The organism is Synechococcus sp. CS-1332 (assembly GCF_025127995.1).
Taxonomy (GTDB): Bacteria; Cyanobacteriota; Cyanobacteriia; order PCC-6307; family Cyanobiaceae; genus Cyanobium.
In genome coordinates, this window is sequence record NZ_JAHLYP010000002.1 from 18,273 (window position 1) to 33,628 (window position 15,356).

The following is a 15,356-nucleotide window of genomic DNA, read 5'->3' on the forward strand; positions in this document are numbered from 1 at the left end:
GCAATGGCAAGCGTCTCGGTGGTGATCCAGTTCTTCGAGGACTTCGACTTCATCGAGCGGGTGGTGGAGCGGCTCGCCTGGGTGGACGAGATCGTGGTGAACGACGGACCGTTCCAGTTCACGCGGGAGCTGCTGGAGCCGCTGGTGGGACGGGACCTGGAGCAGCCCAGCCCACGGGCGGCCGGCCTGTTCGCGCTGCTGAGCCGGCGGCTGGGGGTGCCGATCCACTACCACCACGGCGTGTTCGCGGGCGAGCGGGAGAAGCGAATCCACGGCTACGGGCTGGCGAAGGGCGATGTGGTGCTGTCGGTGGATGCCGATGAACTGCTGCTGCTGGAGCGGGACTCGGTGGAGCACTTCTGGGCCAGCGCGGCGGTGGTGGCCAGCTTTGATTGCGTGAATTTCACTTACCTCAATCTGGTGTGCGGCAAGGCGGGCAGCCCGCTGGTGGCCCGCAAACCGTTCGCCTTCAAGCGCGAAGCGATCACGGCCGAGCATCACCTCAACTACCTCTGGCTGGTGGGGGTGGAGCAGGCGGCGGTGGCCAGCGAAGACTTCCTGCCGGAGGCCCTCTGCGGCGGCGCCCACCTCACCACCGTGCGCAGCGCCTACGGGGCCAGCATCAAATTTGGCTTCTACAACTGCCTGTATTTCCACCTGCATGGCGAGCGGGGCCTGGAGGGGAGCTTCCAGGCGGCGCGTCAGTTCCTCGCGCAGGGGAACTTCGATGGCGCAGCCCAGGCGGAGGTGTACGGCCGGGCGATGGCCGATGCGATCGGCTTCCCGAATGAGCAGCGGTTCCGGCGGGCCGAGGCGCCAGAGGTGCCGGAAGCGATCCGGCACGTGGCGGAGGAGGCCTGTGCAGCTTTCAACCACTCACTGCCCCACCGATGCCTGAACGGCCGCCTGGTGCCGGGGGTGCCGCTCTACGCGCTGATGGCGGCAGGATCGTCGCTGCGGGTGTCGCTGGCGATCGCCGGCGAGGCAAGGCTCCGGGTGCTGCCGCTGCTGATTGACGGGCCGCCGCTGGACCTGGGCCAGCCCGCCGTGGAGCAGCGCTGGGCAGCGGAAGCCCTGATGCCGCACGACCTACAGCTGGGAGACAGGGGCGCGGACGGCGGCGAGCGGATCGGTGATCTGGTGGAGCTGCTGGTGTGGAGCGGCGAGGACGCGACGGCCGCCTGGGCGGGGGCGTCGCTGGCGCCGTCATTCAGCCTGCAGGTGGTGGATCCTGGGGGAGCTGGGGCGTAAGCGAGGGCGGCGGCTGGGCATCAGCGGCCAAACCCTCGAAGTGAAAGGCGATGGCCTCGTTGCCACGCAGCCAGTCAGATCAGGCACATAGGCCGAGAAGTTGGCCCCAGCCTGTTCGATCACGACGGCAATGGGTTGGCTCATGAAGGTGCTGACCCGGAGGCCCCTTTGACAGGTTGTTCAGGGATCCGGAATCCAGATCATCAGGAGGGTTTCAGCCAACGTAACGCGAAGAGGCTGAACGGGATGCCTGGACTGGAAGTGGCTCAAAGGGGCTCCAGACCAGCGATTAGCCGTTCTGATCTACAGCTCTGCTCCGCTCACGGTCAGCCATGCCTTCCCGAGGAAGAAGCGAAGCCCTGAATCCTTCCTGAAGGTCGGGTGAAGCCAGACAGATATTGTCCCGATCCAATTGGTGAGTACCCTCAAAGAAGCTGAGCAGTTCATAAGGTCGCAGGGGTGGATACAAGCAGCGAGGCCAGCGGACTGCCTTGGAATCACCACACTGGCTGCGGACTGGAAACTGGAAAAATCTCAGAAGCTGCGTAGAGTTGGATCCGTGCAGTACTGGTTTGCTTGGTGCAGGCTCCCGTCCGTCCGTTCGTGATGCCCAGTGCAGACGTGCTTTCGCTGCACGACTGCGTCAGCAGCTACAGAAGCCTTGAAAAGTTCCAGCCACAGTTAAACCATCTGCTGCAGCAAGGTGAGCTACTGGATGAGGTCCTGCAAATGACGGCGACACTGGGGATCCTGGAGCCCTTGACGGGAGAGCACATTCCGCCGGCTCATATCCAGATTCACGGGACAAATTACCGCGAGTCCGTTATCGCCAATGGACTCCTGAGCCGAAACAGAGCCGTTCTACGGGTTCTCGAGCGTGCCTATGGCTCATTGGAGAATCTTCGCCATCAAGACATCTACCTTGTAGAAGCCCTGACGGGCTTCGCACTCTGGCTAAGGCGTCACCTTGGTGATGAGCGCTTGATGTGCAGCGAGTTTCTGGAGGAAACAGAGCCGCGCTATTCAGAGATCCCGCACCAGGATCTTTGCGATCTGAGCTTTTCTGATGCCAGCTTCGATCTCGTGCTCTGCAACGAGCTGTTCGAGCACTTGCAGGATATGGATCAAGCCTTTCGAGAAGTCGCGAGGGTGCTGCGTCCCGGAGGACGGCTGGTGGGCACCTGTCCGATGGCCTTCGGGCAGCAGCAGGCCATCGTCAAGGCGATCTACAACCCCGAAACCGGGAAGGCTGAACTGCGGGGCGAGGCAGAGGTTCACGGGGATCCGGTTCGCCCGGAGACGGGCTCACTGGTGTATCGCATTCCAGGCTGGGATGTGCTGGGGCAGCTGCAGGCTGCTGGGTTCCGTGAGGCGGTGATCCACCACGAAGTGGCCTGGAAGCACGGGGTGCTGGGATCGGATCTCCCCGGTGTCCTCGTCATCGATGCTGTGCGATGAGCCGAAGCTCTATGCCATCACCACCTAAGCCCTTGGAGATGGCCCAAATGAACGATCGATGCGCGCTCCAGAAGAGTTTGCTGGAGCAGCCAGCGCAGCCATCCCTTTGGGCTGAACTGGCCTCCCTGTCGTCCAGGAACGATGGGGTAATCCAGGCTTCTGCACCGAAACGTTCAGAGGAACCGGTCGATACAGTGAAAACCGATTCACAGCCAACAGCTTCCGGGGAAAGGCACCATGTGGCCCCATCCGAGCTACGGCCCCTGCGGCGCCGTTTCCACCCCGCAGGAGGCGAGGCCTACGCCGTCATCGCTGCACTGCAGTGCGAAGAACTGCGCCAGCTGGTGGAAAGCGGTCAGCACGATCAGGCGATCCGGAGGTTGGGGCTCGACACGCTTGGGGCCCTGGCTGGAACACTCAAACCGCAACACCTGTACGCCCTGGGCCACGCCGCCTACCTCAAGCAGCGTCATGATCTGGCCCATCCATTGCTGGAAGCGGTGGTGGCTGCTGGAGAGAGGGCTGGCGAACTGCTTCGATGGGCACGGCTGTTTGCCGCCTTGTCTCTGCGTGCCATGGGCAGCCTTTCGGAAGCCCGGAAACGGTTGGCGGCCATCACTGCAGAAGGCCGAACCACTGAGTTCGCAGAGCCACAACGTGTGATTGCCTTCCACGCAGGCCTCGCCCTGAGCTGGTTGCATTTCAGCGAAGGGGAGCGGGCGGCAGCAGTGCAGTGCCTTCAGGAGCTGCGGCAATCTCCTCTGTGCGAAGAGAATTCCGGTGAAGTGGATTTGCTCGGCCGGGTGATCTCCACCCTGGAATGGCTGGAGAGCCACCCACGGGAGGATCTTTCGCATGCGGTCGACAGAGCAGAAGATTGCTCCTTCGTGGCTGCGGTTGATGCGATACGGATCAGCCCCTGTGGCACGCTCTTGCAGATCGAGGGCTGGGTGGTGGACCCGGGGAAGCAGATGCGGGAACTGTGCCTGGTGCGGGGTGATCGGGTGTGGCGGCTGGATATGGGAGAAGCCAGCTACTCCAGCCGCCCCGATCTGGCGGCGGTGCTGCAACGGTGCCATGCCAGCGGCGATCTGCACCCTGGCTTGAGGCTGCAGATCCTGAACATGCCTGAGGAACGGCATCCCCTGCAGGCCGGAGAGGCGGCTGAATTGTTTGTTGTTCTCAACAACGGCCTTCAATTTTGCATCCGGCGAACGCTGCAAAGAACAGAACTGCAAACAGACCAGCTCAAGGAAGTGCTGGACGTGGCAATCTCCCATCCCACCCACCTGCAGGCACCCATGCTGCTGAAGCGGGTACGGGAAACGTGGAGCCAACAACTGCTGCATAAAATGGATCAACCGGCCGAGCACAACGGCCTGAGCCGGGGCCTGCAACCAGCGCCTGAATTGAGTGTGGTGGTGCCGCTCTATGGACGGGTGGACTTCATGGAGTACCAGCTCAATTGGTTCAACGCCTGGCGGCGGCGCCACGGGGATCGGGTGCCTGCGATCCAACTGATCTATGTGCTGGATGATCCACGGATGAAGCAAGAATTCAACGCCCTGGCCAAACGCTGCCACACCCTGTTCAGCGTTCCGTTTGAGACGGTGATCAATCCGATCAACATGGGCTTTGCCGGTGCCAACAATCGCGGCGTTCAACTGGCAAAAGCACCCCTGCTGCTGCTGCTCAATTCAGACGTGCTGCCCGCCAGTGACACCAGCCTCGAACTAATGCTGCGTGCGATGCAACAGCATGGCGAAGCGTTGGGCGCGCTTGGTGCCCGTCTGCTCTACGACAATGGCGCCATCCAGCACTGCGGCATGGAATTCGTCACAGAGCCCGACCTGGAAGGCGACTTGAGCTGGCTGTGGCTGAATGAGCACCCACTCAAGGGGGTCAATACGGGTTACTCGCTCGAGCAGCAACTGGAGTTGCAGGAAGTGGAGGCGGCCACGGCGGCCTGCCTGATGCTGCGCACCGGGCTCTATCGAGAACTCAAGGGGCTGAGCAGCCATTACGTGGTGGGGGATTTCGAGGATTCTGATCTTTGCCTCAAGATTCGCCAGCGTGGCTTGCCCATCGCTGTCGATCTGGCGGCCGTGTTTTTCCACCTGGAGCGCCAGAGCGTGGGCCTGGGTGAGAAAGCAGACACCATCAAGGCAAAGATCGTGGCAGCCAATGCCATCACCCACCACCAGCGCTGGTGCAGCGCAATCGAACGCCTCAAGCGCAGCCGCATCGAAGTTTCATGAGAGTTCTGTATCTCATCCACGGCCACGAGAATTTTTCGGTGGGAGGAGCCGAGAATGCCGCCTTTTCGCTATTCCGGGAGCTGCAGAGGCATGAGGGGATTGAAACCTGGATCCTGGCCGCCGTGCACACCAGCAAGGACGTGCTGGCCCATGGGGAGCTGCGCAGTGTGGAGGGGACAGACCGGGAGTATCTGATTGGCACCAGCTGTGAATGGTTCCGCTTCACCAATGCCCACATCCCGAGTCTGCGACGCAGCCTGCAGAGGCTGCTGGGTCACATCGAGCCGGATGTGATCCACCTGCAGCATTACGTGCACTTCGGGATCGACATCATCCCGCTGCTGCAGAGCCTCTGCCCAGCGGCGAAGATCGTGGTGACCCTGCATGAGTATCTGGCTCTGTGCCGCCACAACGGCCAAATGGTGACCACCCACCAGCTGAAACTCTGCAAAAAAGCCACACCACTGGCCTGCAGCATGTGCTATCCGGAGCACAGCACGGGAGACTTCTTCCTGCGCCACCACTACATCAAAACAATCCTCGAAAGCTGTGATGCCCTGATCAGCCCCAGCCATTTCCTGATCCAGCGCTACCGCGACAGCGGCATCGACCACCCCAATTTTCTGATGATCGAGAATGGGCTCCCCAACCACTTCGATCTGAGCAGGCGCAAAGAGATCATGGCCACCCATTCAGACGCCTTGAATCGCTTTGGCTATTTTGGCCAGCTCAACCTCTACAAGGGCTGCCTAGTGCTGCTGAAGGCCGTGTATCTACTGCAAGAGCAAGGAATCACAAACTTCAGCGTCAATATCTATGGCGCCAATCTCGAGCATCAGCCGGAAGAGTTCCAGGAGGAATTCAAGCTTTTTCACGACAAGGTACGAGACCGTGTGCTACTACGCGGCAGTTACCGGCAAACCGAACTGGAAACGCTGATGCAGGAAAACGACTGGGTTGTCGTTCCTTCAATCTGGTGGGAGAATTCACCGGTGGTGATCCAGGAAGCTCTTTTCCATGGTAGGCCCGTGATCGGGAGCGAATTAGGCGGGATCGCTGAAAAAGCTGATTCCAATGGAGGAATCACCTTTACGGCCCGAAGCGAGAGCGCCCTAGCCAGGGTGATGGAGAAGGCGGTCGCCAACACCTCTCTGCATCAAGCACTAAGGCGACAGATACCGGAACCAACTACTGCCCCAAATTGTGCCAAGCAGCATGTTCAGGCATATGAGAGCTTCCTTTCACGCTCAGAAGAAAACACGGACTGGGCATCGAATACAATCCCATGAATTTCAATGTAAACGCCACTCCATTGCACTAGAGGCATCCAAAGCAATGATTAGAGCCTCAGCCATCACTGGCCAACGCTTAGTATCCCATTTCCCTGAGTTATCTGATGCAAGAATCTAATCCCACTTCTCCATTCCTGTACGGGATCAATCCAGAAGTTGTAGATTTTTTTCGGAAGAGTGCCTCCGAGGTCTCCAAGCTATTAGGTCACAATTCGGGAAACATACTTTTCGTCAGAGCCGTGTACGAACACACAAATCCTTGCTTTATTGCCGACTGGGACGAGGACATAAGCTGCATACAAATGCAATCCAAGACTTGCATAATCCCATCTGCTAACTTTCTAGGACCCCATGCAGACATGGGTTTCATGAACTCCAGAATCAAGAACTTTGACGGTCAGATCCTGTCAATCGGTCTTGGCAGTCAATCAGACAACTCAAGCCGTCCACTAGCAATACCTGCTGGGACTAGAGACTGGCTGGAGATCATAAGCACGAAATGTAAACCCAATACACACAATATCGCCGTTAGAGGCAGTAGCACTCTGAAGGACTTGGATGCTATCGGGATGGCTGGCAATGCGGTGGTCACTGGCTGTCCTTCTAACTTTCTATCTGACAATCCAAGACTTGGAGAAAGCATTGCCAGCAAGCTTCCCCATATCTTTGAGCGCGTGTGTGTGGCCTCAGGTCACTATAAGTGGGATTACCTCAAATCCATAGAGCAGGACTTGCTGAAGCTAGCATCAGAGACCGGAGGCTTTTACGTAATGCAGAGTCCATCAGAGATGATTGCGTTAGGCCTTAATAAGCTTCATGATTTAGATGCATCTGCCCAAGAAGAGATACGACATTTCTGCTATCCAGAATCTTCATCTGATGAATTCGACAAGCTAGTCAAACGAATATTCAAAGTATACCTGAATGTTTCCGATTGGATGCTTGATATGTCAAAACACTCTCTTGTAATCGGCGCTAGAATCCACGGCGTAATGGCAGGAATACAAGCAGGCATTCCGGGCCTGTGCATAGCTCATGATCCAAGGACCATCGAGCTATGTCAAGAAATGAACATCCCTTATCTTACAAGAGAACAAGTCGCATCAGGACTGGACAAGTCAAAAGTTGCTCACGCACTTGACATTGATTGGAGTGCTTACGATCGAAGAAGAGCGCTGCTGCTGGAGAGATACTACTCGTTTTTAGCAAGCAACGGAGTAACTCCTTCACGCCGTTTAGTTCGGCTTAAAGCACAGCTTTGCGGGCAGCAAATGCCCAGTTGAAGACTATCAATACACATAGAGTCACACTGCTTTCATCCAATGCTCATCCCTGTACTTACAATTGAAACATTTTCGGCCTTTAGGGCTCAGGGCTGGATTAGTGGGTCGACGAATCTTCTTGATTTGGATTTTCATTTGGAATCAAATGGAGAACGATTCCATGAATGCCAAGTAACTCTTAAAGTTTCAACCAGAACAGACTTAGCATTTAGGCCAAACCAAATCTATTATGATGTGGCGATAAGCACGAGAGACGCAAGTGCTTCGATTAGGCACTGGCTATCTAGTCTTTCAACAAGCACAATGCAGATTATTGACAGTGTTGGGACTGAATATAAAGTTCAGATTTGGAGACCATGCAAAGCTGCATTAGACTTCCTTTCCCTTACAGACAGAGAAGTCAATGTATGGCAGAAGATTATCGAAAAGAATGCTTCTTTGCCTCTAAGCTCAAGCATAGAATACCCAATCGGATCCCCACCAAACGAAAGCAAGAGTGATCAAAGAAGTCTCTGTGCAGTTATTACATACGCGCATGGAAATCGAGGATGGTGGCAGTATTTTAAACAGCATTATACTTCACATGTTGGACATAACACAATTTATGTTGTCACTCCAAAGCCAGCCGATTTTTGGCACGAAGATGTTGCCGGCATAATTGGTACACATGACTCTCCGTATGATGAGAGCATGAGATCGAATTGCATCTCCAGGCTTGCCGATAGTCTTAGGCCTTTTTTTCAGTACATAATTGTATGTGATGTTGATGAGATTATCGTGCCTCCTCCCGTTAACGGACGAACTCCGTTGCTATCTGAATATCTTTCATCCTGCCCAAGCACCTCAATTATATGGAGTATGGGTATTGATGTCATAGGCATGGATGAGGATCCACCTTTTGATTTTACCAAGGGAATTAGATCACAAAGAAGATATGGCATCTATAATTCTTCAATCAGTAAGCCGCATATCACAGCCAGATCCATTAGCTATTCGGGAGGCTATCATTATTGCAACTTCAGTCCGTCCAATCCATGCGTCGAATCATCACTTTATTTACACTGCTTTCATTTGAAGTACGCCTGCTCATCTGTCCGCAATTCATTGCATGCGGATATTCTTGATACTGATTATCAGGACTCTCAAATGAAGGATTATGCGGCTAGTACACTGAGTAAGGATCACTGTCATTTACGGCTTGCGACTATCAATGGTAGTCCTGTTCCCCTAGGCGACTCAAAGCTTCAACAGTTCCACGAAGAGTACCTCTTGAGTATCAAAGAAGTTGATGATCGTGGTTTTTTTGTTTCAGACTTTAGATACTTCGATTATCTTGTAGACTTAAGCTGAATAGAATGAAGCTTTCTTTAGAGCACGCAGTGATAGACAACATTGAGGAGTCCGCCATTTGTGGCTGGCTTGAGATCTCTCATACTGTCGAATCAACTAATGCATTTGATGAATTCCTTCACTTGTCTCTAGGCGGACAAGATAGATTTTATACAAGTTTTAACGTATCAAAGACCAACTCACCAATTATTTTTCGATTTGATATTCATACATGTCTCAACATTGATGAAATCTTGAGTATTATAACTGATGCTAAGCAGGGCCTGAAACTGAGCACAGCCTCTTCATCAATCATTGCAAAGGTCTGGAAGCCTATACAGGCAATAGCAATGTTACGTAGCCTTACAGATGCGGAAAGTAGAAGGCTCGAGACTCTATTGCGAAAACTTCCAAAAGGAAACAGTTATTTATCTTTCAGCCTGAACGGCAGATCCAATGAGTTCACCTTTAGTCATTCGAGTAGTTTAGTTTCTGCGGCTTCACAAGATCCGCGCCTACCTATCGAGACGCCTTTTATATCTGATGATAATATAGCCATCAAAGGCATTAATGGGCACCTATTTCTCTACCGAGGCTCTAACGACTTAATTGAACAGTATCATGCTAGTGATGATAGTGTTGTAGAGCTAGTGAACAAGTGGCAGACCTTATTCAAATGCAGAGAATCAGTCGTGGCGAGTAGTGGTTGCCTGTATTGTCAAGCAATAATCCCAGAAAAGTCCTCAGTGCTGCCAGAGTACTACCCTTTTGGCGTGACAACTCCTACACCTCTGCTACGTAGACTTAATCATGCAACACTAGGCAGTCACTTTTACATCGATATTTACAAGTCTTTGAAAGAATCTCCCTTTCGATCTTCAATCTACGCTTTGTCCGATACTCACCTAACCAGTCTTGGCGCTAGCGTAATAGCAAGTATTTTGTTGGACAAAATCTGTCAGACTCAAATCCAGATAGAGCCTATTGATTTTATCGAAAAGGACTTTAAAGGTGATTTATCGCGGCCAGGCTCCTTATCTGAGTATAGTGAGCTTTTAACGTTCTACAAGACAGTTCGCGTGAATGATAAAGTGTTAGACGCCCCGGTGTTGATTGATTCTGTCGACCCTGTCAATTCACATATAGGAATTCGCAGGCACTGGACATGCAGGACTTCCCTTCTAGATTCTAAAATTCTTATTTTTGGTAATTCATTCTTTGAAAGAGGTGGAACATCTCGCACACTTGCTTGGTGGTTTTCGAGACTATTCCGGGAGTGTATCTTTGTCTGGTCGCCAGAGCTTGATAGGATTGAAGTCGAGCATTATAAGCCTGATATAGTTATCTGTCAGACTGTGGAGCGATTTCTTCCCTCGGTTCCACTGATCTAGATTGAAAAGCGATTCCCACCCAAGAATAGCAGACTCAATACAAAATTTTGCGACAATCGCTCAATCAAGCTCGATGATCTCATCCCCCGATTTGATCCTTAGCCCGGAATGATGACGCCTCTCCATCCCGACCACTTCAACCACTAGGTAACCAGATGGAATCGATCGATGCGACCTTGCAACCAGGGCTGCAAAGCTGATGTCCGCTCTCGAATGGGGACAGCCCACAGCGTGGGTGTGGCGGAGATCTTCCAGTAACTGGGATTAAAATTCACGGTTGTGCTGGAGACCACTGGGCTGAACGCCATTGAACTCAACGCCTATTGCCGGGAGCGGGGCCTGCAACCGGAGTAGGTGGAACGCTGGCGACAGGAGTCACGGGGTGCCATGCAGCCCCATCCGGAAGCCGATTCTCCAGATCCGTCACGACCTGGCCTGACCTGTCAACGTCTCGATGCGTCTCAGGCTTCCTAAGAGTCATGCCAGCATGGCGCCACCGCCCTCAACCGGCTCCAACTGAACGAGACCTTGGCTTTGTTGATGGAAACCATTAAGCCATTTGAGCCCTGAGAACAGTGCGCCACCACCAGCGCCATCGGGGCGTCGTGCTCGTCAGGGGTGAGCACGCGCAAGTCACAGCAGAGCGGTACCAGTTCCAGTGGCCAGCTACTCGCTCAAGCGAATGGGCCTGCTCACCCACACTGGCTCGGATGTCGACAACATCGGTCGGCTAGATACCAGATCTGTACAGCCTGTACAGAACGCCGGATCCATGCGCGGAACCCACCCCAGCGAACCACCACCCGCAATCCCATCATCCGGCGTGCGCAGGCTGTAATGCCCGCGAAGGTCAGTAGCCAGCTCAATGACGGCAGCCGTGAGCTCCACCTAGATCAGATCCATGCGACAGAAAAAGGCATCAAAAGTGGCCAGGGTGACTGGATAGCGGCGACGCAGAGGGCCGACACGGCATTCCAACCAGCTAAGACGGCTCACGGCCGTTCCCATGCCTGGGTCGGTGGCCACCAGCTTGGCCAGCGCCTGCTTCAGGCCATGAACCCACTGCTCACGGCCCTCCAGCACATCGATCAGGGCAGTGGCATCAAAAAAGGCGTTCACCAGTCGCGCTCCTCCTCCAGCGCCGCATCAATCTCCTCCTTGGTGCGGCCCTCCGCTGCCACTGGGTAACGGAGCAACCACTCCAACGCTGAAACCTCAGGCGGCGGGGCCAGGGCGGCTCGCTGACACAGCTGCTGGTACTGGCGTTCGCTGAGCACGACCGCGGCCGTGCGGTTGCGTTTCATCAGCTGTACCGGACTCCGCTGCAGAGCCTCTTCGATGGCGGCGATCCCACGCCGCTTGAGATCACTGGAACTGAGCTGGCAGCCATCCACCCGATCCACCTCTCGCCAAGGCCACAATTTGCCCAACAGCCTAGCCGTGATTCAGTAATGAAAACGGTGCTGAAGCCTGCGTGGCTGAGAACCTCGGCTAGAAACTGCGGGCGCGATCCGGTCCTGTCCGCCCGGCCAGAGCCCAGACCTGTACAGCCTGTACAGAACGCCGGATTCATCCACCGAACCCACCCCAACGAACGCATCACCACCACCCGCAACCCTGAGCCTTACGCCTCCACCAGTTTCCAGAAGCCCCAGCGGCCCCCGAAGCGCTCCTGCAGCCGCGCCACGAAGGCGGCATGGTCGGGATGGCCTTGCCAGTCGTCGAGGCGGTCGGCGAGCAGATCGCAGCTGCGCAAGTGCTCGGCGGCGTGGCGGTAGCGCTGGCTGCGGCCCGTCTCCAGCGCCCCCCACACCATCGGCCGCAGCAGCAGCGTGGCCGCCAGGGGGTGGTCGGCGCTGAGCCGCTCGGCGGCGGCGCTGTGGAGGGCGTAGGCCTCCCCGTCACACGCGGTGGCCTGGGCCAGCACCAGGCGGGCGGCCCGGGCGAGCGCCCCCCAGGCCGCCAGGAACTCCAGCGCCAGCAGGCGGCTCGGATGCTGCTCGGCCAGCCGCAAGGCACGCTCCTCCGCCTCGACATCTTCAAAGGCATCGAGGCGCCGCAGGTAGTCGCGCAGGTGGGGGATCGAGAGGGTGCGGCAAAACCACTGCCAGCGCATCTCCTGGGCTTCGGCGGGGCGCTCCAATGCCTCGAGAACGTCCAGGCGGCTGTCCTGCCAGGCGCCATCGAGCCGGCCTGGGTTGTCTGCTGTGGCGCCATCGAGGATCTCCAGGGCCTGCGCCGCCCGGCCGTTGACCAGCAGGAACCGGGCCACGTCGGCGGCGATCGGTCGCCGTTGCAGGTCCGCGGCGCTGAACTGGCCCACGTAGCCCTCCACATCCCCTCGGGCCACGGCGATCTGCAGCAGCAGACGGCTGCCGGCACGGGCGCCGCGCTCGCGGCAGGCCTGCTCGAGCCGCTGCAGGCCCCCATCGCCGAGGGCCTCCGCCAGGGCCGGCACCAGAGCATCGAACGCTCCTTGGCTGTCCTCCAACAACAGCTCGGCGGCGTGCTCGGCCAGGGTCTCGGGCGCGAGCTGGGCGGCCACCGCCAGCGGTCCGAGCTGTTCAGCCGCACGCTCAAACACACCCTCCACCACACCGGTGCTGTCGGAGCAGCGCGCCAGCACCCCGCCGGCAATCTCCAGAAAGCGCAGCAGCAACTCACAGGCCCCCCGGGGATCTTCAGCGGCGATCGGACCGGTGATCGCCTGCCGCTGCGCTTCCAGATCCCTCAGCAGCGCGGGGCGCCGGGCCGAACCCACGAACGTGCGGGACCGATCGATCGCCGCCAGCCGCTTGCGCACCTCCTGGGCGGCACCACCGGCCCCCTCCGCCGCCGCCAGCGCCAGCCGCAGCCGCCGCTGGATCACCGCCTGGCCACTGGACACCTCGATCAGCAGCTCCGCCAACGCCGCCGCCCCCAGGGCCTCCAGGTTGCGGGCATTGAGGGTGCGCTTGCTGGCCACCGCGTCAGACCAGGGGGCGCGTGGGCTGAATCGGCGTCACAACAGCTGGCGGGGCCGCGGATGGCCTTTGTATGGAGCCGCGACCCTACAGCGTGTGGGACTGGCACCCTCCTGGTCGCCTCAAACGGATTCTGTACAGGCTGTACACAACGCAAAAGCATCCGCGACAAGGGCACCGCCGGCCCTTAGGCGAACCCAAAGCCCTCAAGCCGTCCCTGCGGCCCTCAGCTGGTCGCTTCGTTGCCGGCAACCCGATCGCCCCCTTAGCGTTAGCACGTTGCCCACCTTGGGCCCATGACAGTGGCACCGCCAGCTTCAACGTCCGCAGCGGCTCCGCCCCTGCTGCTTCCGCCAGACCTGCAGCTGAGCCCTGAACAGTTTCACGCCGTCTGTGCGGCCAATCCCGAGGCCGTGCTCGAACTCGATGCCTGTGGTCACCTGATCGTCATGACGCCCACCGGAGGGGAGACAGGAGCCCGCAACAGCACCCTGCTCGTGTTGCTGGACCTAGCCCTTCGCTCCAACGGACTGGACTTCAAGCTCTTCGACAGCTCCACCGGCTTCCAGCTACCAGATGGCTCCGTGCTCAGCCCTGATGCCTCGCTGGTGCGACGCGATCGCTGGTTGGCCCTGACGCTCTAGCAGCGCCGCGGTTTCCCGCCCCTCTGCCCCGACCTGGTGGTGGAACTGGCCAGCCCCACCGACGCAGGTCCCCGTGGCCTCGCTTCCCTGCGGCGCACGATGGCGCTCTATCAGAGCCATGGGGCCCAGCTGGGCTGGCTGCTGCTCCCGGTTGAGCAGTCCGTGGAGATCTGGACCAGCAGTGGCGAATCCCAGCGCCAGCCTGGGGCCACCCACCTCGATGGCGGCAGCCTGTTTCCCGGTCTTCAGCTCGACCTGGCCGACATCTGGCAGACCTGAAGCCGCAGCGCCGCCGCCGCGGCTCCGGCGCCGGCCAGTTCCAGGGCCTGGGCCAGGCTCAGCAGCGTCGCCTGCCGCTGGCTCAGGGCCACGGCCTGCTTCGACGCCCCCAGCGCCTCGGCATGTGCGAAGGCCAGCCCGGCCTGCTGCTGCTGTTGGCGCTCCTGGGCCGAAGGCTCGATCAGCTGGCTGAGGGCCACCCCATACCGCAACCACGCCTCCGCCTCGTGGCTTTCGAGCGGGTGGGCCGCGATCACCGCCCGCCAGTCCGTCTCCCTGCCGCTCGGGTCGCTCATCGGCCCAGCTCCGTCACCGCCTCGCCCCCCAGCCACGCCGCCAGACCCGTGGCCCCAGCCATCGCCAGCACCCCGTAGCGGCTCACCATCGCCTGGGCCAGGGGCAGCCGGTAGGCCCCGCCCCCGGCCAGCAACACCGTGAACGGCCGCTCCTGGTAAAGCGCTTCCACTGCCGTAACCAGGGCCTCCAGACTGTATTCGAAGCCGGCCGCGGGCCGCTGCGGGTGGCAGCTCTGGGGCACCGCCAGGCAGCGCAGGCCGAACGCCCCCCCTGGGAACAACCGCCCGGCCCGATGGGCCTCCAACAGCGCCTCGGTGGCTTCGGGGCCCTCACCCACCAGCAGCACCTCACCACCGCCCAGCCGCTCCAGCAGCTCGGAGCCGCGCGGCGGTTGGCGCCGCTGGCCCGGCTGCCCCCAGGGCTGCCACAGGTCGTGGGTGGCCGCAGCGTTGCTCCACACCTGGCCCTGCAGCAGGGCCTGCAGGGCCGGTCGGGCCCACTGCCGCAAGCTCTCCAGCGGTGCCTGGGTGGTGGTGTAGAAGCCGGCCTCCAGCTCGAAGCGCCGCAGCAGCTCCAGCGCATCCGGCTCAGCAGCCGCCTCGACAGCGGCCGCGCCCCAGAAGTCGTTGTCGTGGTGGCGGCGGCGCAGCTCGGCCAGGGCTTCCTCTAGGATCTCGGCCGGCCCTTCTGCGTGGCGCAGCAGCTGCAGCTCCAGCTCATCCAGCTCCACCACCAGCGCGCCGGGGCGCCACTCCACCGCCGGCAGGGCCGCGCCAGGCGCCCCGTCATCGTCCTCCAGCCACTCGGCCTCCAGCACCTCCAGGCCCTCGGTGGCAGGGCGGCCCACCGTGTCGCGGCCCTGCTGCAGCAGCTCCAGGCTGAAGCGGGCCCGCAGCAGCGCCGCCTCGAAC

Annotated in this window: 13 protein-coding genes and 1 pseudogene; 8 read left to right on the forward strand and 6 right to left on the reverse strand. The window is 58.6% G+C overall.

Annotated features, from left to right (window positions below; translation table 11 throughout):
- The first annotated feature begins 3 nt into the window (after positions 1-3).
- Both KQ305_RS00135 and KQ305_RS00140 read left to right on the forward strand, forming a co-directional pair.
- Positions 4-1,251, forward strand: coding sequence for a hypothetical protein (locus tag KQ305_RS00135; protein WP_259723453.1), 1,248 nt, complete (start codon positions 4-6; stop codon positions 1,249-1,251).
- A gap of 579 nt (positions 1,252-1,830) precedes the next feature.
- On the forward strand, positions 1,831-2,709 hold the full coding sequence (locus tag KQ305_RS00140) for a class I SAM-dependent methyltransferase (protein ID WP_259723467.1): 879 nt from the start codon (positions 1,831-1,833) through the stop codon (positions 2,707-2,709).
- Positions 2,710-2,963: 254 nt separating this feature from the next.
- Here the strand turns inward: KQ305_RS00140 and KQ305_RS00145 are convergent, their stop codons facing one another.
- Complete coding sequence (locus KQ305_RS00145; RefSeq protein ID WP_259723454.1) at positions 2,964-3,194, reverse strand: hypothetical protein; 231 nt, start codon at positions 3,192-3,194, stop codon at positions 2,964-2,966.
- A 3-nt stretch (positions 3,195-3,197) separates the two neighbouring features.
- Between KQ305_RS00145 and KQ305_RS00150 the strand changes: the two genes are divergently transcribed.
- From KQ305_RS00150 to KQ305_RS00170, 5 genes are all read left to right on the forward strand, one after another.
- Positions 3,198-4,967 carry a glycosyltransferase family 2 protein gene (locus tag KQ305_RS00150; protein ID WP_259723455.1) on the forward strand — a complete coding sequence of 590 codons (1,770 nt, stop codon included), beginning with the start codon at positions 3,198-3,200 and terminating at the stop codon, positions 4,965-4,967.
- Positions 4,964-6,256, forward strand: coding sequence for a glycosyltransferase (locus KQ305_RS00155; protein WP_259723456.1), 1,293 nt, complete (start codon positions 4,964-4,966; stop codon positions 6,254-6,256). The genes KQ305_RS00150 and KQ305_RS00155 overlap by 4 nt, the downstream gene beginning before the upstream one ends.
- Positions 6,257-6,627: 371 nt before the next feature.
- Entirely contained in the window at positions 6,628-7,542 is a 915-nt protein-coding gene (locus KQ305_RS00160; RefSeq protein ID WP_399230066.1) for a polysaccharide pyruvyl transferase family protein, read from the forward strand.
- A 39-nt stretch (positions 7,543-7,581) separates the two neighbouring features.
- Positions 7,582-8,892 carry a hypothetical protein gene (locus KQ305_RS00165; protein WP_259723458.1) on the forward strand — a complete coding sequence of 437 codons (1,311 nt, stop codon included), beginning with the start codon at positions 7,582-7,584 and terminating at the stop codon, positions 8,890-8,892.
- A 5-nt stretch (positions 8,893-8,897) separates the two neighbouring features.
- On the forward strand, positions 8,898-10,262 hold the full coding sequence (locus KQ305_RS00170; protein ID WP_259723459.1) for a hypothetical protein: 1,365 nt from the start codon (positions 8,898-8,900) through the stop codon (positions 10,260-10,262).
- Between the two features lie 888 nt (positions 10,263-11,150).
- Here KQ305_RS00170 and KQ305_RS00175 read toward each other — a convergent pair.
- From KQ305_RS00175 to KQ305_RS00185, 3 genes are all read right to left on the reverse strand, one after another.
- Positions 11,151-11,381, reverse strand: a complete 231-nt coding sequence (locus KQ305_RS00175) for a hypothetical protein (RefSeq protein ID WP_259723460.1) — start codon at positions 11,379-11,381, stop codon at positions 11,151-11,153.
- On the reverse strand, positions 11,378-11,692 hold the full coding sequence (locus KQ305_RS00180; RefSeq protein WP_259723461.1) for a hypothetical protein: 315 nt from the start codon (positions 11,690-11,692) through the stop codon (positions 11,378-11,380). The genes KQ305_RS00175 and KQ305_RS00180 overlap by 4 nt, the downstream gene beginning before the upstream one ends.
- Before the next feature lie 194 nt (positions 11,693-11,886).
- Positions 11,887-13,227: a DUF6880 family protein gene (locus KQ305_RS00185; RefSeq protein ID WP_259723468.1), complete on the reverse strand. Its 1,341-nt coding sequence runs from the start codon at positions 13,225-13,227 to the stop codon at positions 11,887-11,889.
- Between the two features lie 294 nt (positions 13,228-13,521).
- Between KQ305_RS00185 and KQ305_RS00190 the strand changes: the two are divergent.
- A pseudogene (locus KQ305_RS00190) lies at positions 13,522-14,148 on the forward strand (Uma2 family endonuclease).
- Here the strand turns inward: KQ305_RS00190 and KQ305_RS00195 are convergent.
- A complete protein-coding gene (locus KQ305_RS00195; protein ID WP_259723462.1) occupies positions 14,115-14,444 on the reverse strand; it encodes a hypothetical protein in 330 nt (109 codons plus the stop codon). The pseudogene KQ305_RS00190 and the gene KQ305_RS00195 sit on opposite strands and share 34 nt — an antisense overlap.
- On the reverse strand, positions 14,441-15,356 hold a 916-nt coding region (locus KQ305_RS00200), incomplete at its 5' end, for a hypothetical protein (protein ID WP_259723463.1). The genes KQ305_RS00195 and KQ305_RS00200, both read right to left, overlap by 4 nt.

Excerpts from the sequence above, each read along its gene's own strand:
- KQ305_RS00155 (WP_259723456.1), top strand. The coding sequence starts at position 4,964 with ATGAGAGTTCTGTATCTCATCCACGGCCACGAGAATTTTTCGGTGGGA.
- KQ305_RS00195 (WP_259723462.1), bottom strand. The coding sequence starts at position 14,444 with ATGAGCGACCCGAGCGGCAGGGAGACGGACTGGCGGGCGGTGATCGCG.
- KQ305_RS00170 (WP_259723459.1), top strand. The coding sequence starts at position 8,898 with ATGAAGCTTTCTTTAGAGCACGCAGTGATAGACAACATTGAGGAGTCC.
- KQ305_RS00165 (WP_259723458.1), top strand. The coding sequence starts at position 7,582 with ATGCTCATCCCTGTACTTACAATTGAAACATTTTCGGCCTTTAGGGCT.
- KQ305_RS00135 (WP_259723453.1), top strand. The coding sequence starts at position 4 with ATGGCAAGCGTCTCGGTGGTGATCCAGTTCTTCGAGGACTTCGACTTC.
- KQ305_RS00145 (WP_259723454.1), bottom strand. The coding sequence starts at position 3,194 with ATGGGCCAGATCATGACGCTGCTTGAGGTAGGCGGCGTGGCCCAGGGC.
- KQ305_RS00160 (WP_399230066.1), top strand. The coding sequence starts at position 6,628 with ATGAACTCCAGAATCAAGAACTTTGACGGTCAGATCCTGTCAATCGGT.